Here is a 3,040-nt window from a genome sequence, read left to right on the forward strand (position 1 = left end):
TGTTCTTTGAAAACTAGATAACAATAAGTAATACATTCACATTGAATGCAATGCAAAGTTCATCACACATAGTGATTCTTTCTAAAGTAAGAAATGGTTAAGTTAGAAAGGGCGCACGGTGGATGCCTTGGCACTAGGAGCCGATGAAGGACGGGACGAACACCGATATGCTTCGGGGAGCTGTAAGCAAGCTTTGATCCGGAGATTTCCGAATGGGGAAACCCACTGCTCGTAATGGAGTAGTATCCATACTTGAATACATAGAGTATGAGAAGGCATACCCGGGGAACTGAAACATCTAAGTACCCGGAGGAAGAGAAAGCAAATGCGATTCCCTGAGTAGCGGCGAGCGAAACGGGAACAGCCCAAACCAAGAGGCTTGCCTCTTGGGGTTGTAGGACACTCTATACGGAGTTACAAAGGAACGATATAAGCGAAGAGGTCTGGAAAGGCCCGCCAAAGAAGGTAACAGCCCTGTAACTGAAATGTTGTTCTCTCCAGAGTGGATCCTGAGTACGGCGGAACACGTGAAATTCCGTCGGAATCCGGGAGGACCATCTCCCAAGGCTAAATACTCCCTAGTGACCGATAGTGAACCAGTACCGTGAGGGAAAGGTGAAAAGCACCCCGGAAGGGGAGTGAAATAGATCCTGAAACCGTGTGCCTACAAGTAGTCAGAGCCCGTTAACGGGTGATGGCGTGCCTTTTGTAGAATGAACCGGCGAGTTACGATCCCGTGCAAGGTTAAGCAGAAGATGCGGAGCCGCAGCGAAAGCGAGTCTGAATAGGGCGCATGAGTACGTGGTCGTAGACCCGAAACCAGGTGATCTACCCATGTCCAGGGTGAAGTTCAGGTAACACTGAATGGAGGCCCGAACCCACGCACGTTGAAAAGTGCGGGGATGAGGTGTGGGTAGGGGTGAAATGCCAATCGAACCTGGAGATAGCTGGTTCTCTCCGAAATAGCTTTAGGGCTAGCCTCAAGGTAAGAGTCTCGGAGGTAGAGCACTGATTGGACTAGGGGCCCCTACCGGGTTACCGAATTCAGTCAAACTCCGAATGCCGATGACTTATCCTTGGGAGTCAGACTGCGAGTGATAAGATCCGTAGTCGAAAGGGAAACAGCCCAGACCGCCAGCTAAGGTCCCAAAGTATACGTTAAGTGGAAAAGGATGTGGAGTTGCTTAGACAACCAGGATGTTGGCTTAGAAGCAGCCACCATTTAAAGAGTGCGTAATAGCTCACTGGTCGAGTGACTCTGCGCCGAAAATGTACCGGGGCTAAACGTATCACCGAAGCTGCGGACTGTTCTTACGAACAGTGGTAGGAGAGCGTTCTAAGTGCAGTGAAGTCAGACCGGAAGGACTGGTGGAGCGCTTAGAAGTGAGAATGCCGGTATGAGTAGCGAAAGACGGGTGAGAATCCCGTCCACCGAATGCCTAAGGTTTCCTGAGGAAGGCTCGTCCGCTCAGGGTTAGTCGGGACCTAAGCCGAGGCCGAAAGGCGTAGGCGATGGACAACAGGTTGATATTCCTGTACCACCTCCTCACCATTTGAGCAATGGGGGGACGCAGGAGGATAGGGTAAGCGCGGTATTGGATATCCGCGTCCAAGCAGTTAGGCTGGGAAATAGGCAAATCCGTTTCCCGTGAAGGCTGAGCTGTGATGGCGAGCGAAATTTAGTAGCGAAGTTCCTGATTCCACACTGCCAAGAAAAGCCTCTAGCGAGGTGAGAGGTGCCCGTACCGCAAACCGACACAGGTAGGCGAGGAGAGAATCCTAAGGTGATCGAGAGAACTCTCGTTAAGGAACTCGGCAAAATGACCCCGTAACTTCGGGAGAAGGGGTGCTTCTTAGGGTGTTAAAGCCCCGAGAAGCCGCAGTGAATAGGCCCAGGCGACTGTTTAGCAAAAACACAGGTCTCTGCGAAGCCGTAAGGCGAAGTATAGGGGCTGACGCCTGCCCGGTGCTGGAAGGTTAAGAGGAGCGCTTAGCGTAAGCGAAGGTGCGAATTGAAGCCCCAGTAAACGGCGGCCGTAACTATAACGGTCCTAAGGTAGCGAAATTCCTTGTCGGGTAAGTTCCGACCCGCACGAAAGGCGCAACGATCTGGGCACTGTCTCAACGAGAGACTCGGTGAAATTATAGTACCTGTGAAGATGCAGGTTACCCGCGACAGGACGGAAAGACCCCGTGGAGCTTTACTGCAGCCTGATATTGAATGTTGGTACAGCTTGTACAGGATAGGTAGGAGCCTTGGAAACCGGAGCGCTAGCTTCGGTGGAGGCATCGGTGGGATACTACCCTGGCTGTATTGACCTTCTAACCCGCTGCCCTTATCGGGCAGGGAGACAGTGTCAGGTGGGCAGTTTGACTGGGGCGGTCGCCTCCTAAAATGTAACGGAGGCGCCCAAAGGTTCCCTCAGAATGGTTGGAAATCATTCGCAGAGTGTAAAGGCACAAGGGAGCTTGACTGCGAGACCTACAAGTCGAGCAGGGACGAAAGTCGGGCTTAGTGATCCGGTGGTTCCGCATGGAAGGGCCATCGCTCAACGGATAAAAGCTACCCCGGGGATAACAGGCTTATCTCCCCCAAGAGTCCACATCGACGGGGAGGTTTGGCACCTCGATGTCGGCTCATCGCATCCTGGGGCTGTAGTCGGTCCCAAGGGTTGGGCTGTTCGCCCATTAAAGCGGTACGCGAGCTGGGTTCAGAACGTCGTGAGACAGTTCGGTCCCTATCCGTCGCGGGCGCAGGAAATTTGAGAGGAGCTGTCCTTAGTACGAGAGGACCGGGATGGACGCACCGCTGGTGTACCAGTTGTTCTGCCAAGGGCATCGCTGGGTAGCTATGTGCGGACGGGATAAGTGCTGAAAGCATCTAAGCATGAAGCCCCCCTCAAGATGAGATTTCCCATTCCGCAAGGAAGTAAGATCCCTGAAAGATGATCAGGTTGATAGGTCTGAGGTGGAAGCGTGGTGACACGTGGAGCTGACAGATACTAATAGATCGAGGACTTAACCTATATTCTAATGTGAA

Annotated in this window: 1 rRNA gene; it reads left to right on the forward strand. The window is 52.5% G+C overall.

Going from position 1 to position 3,040, the window contains the following annotated elements:
* Positions 1–95 precede the first annotated feature (95 nt).
* Positions 96–3,026 (forward strand): 23S ribosomal RNA (locus KVT11_RS19505).
* The last annotated feature ends 14 nt before the right edge of the window (positions 3,027–3,040 follow it).

The sequence above is a fragment of the Bacillus sp. GbtcB10 genome, from assembly GCF_019091365.1.
Lineage (GTDB): Bacteria > Bacillota > Bacilli > Bacillales > Bacillaceae > Bacillus > Bacillus altitudinis.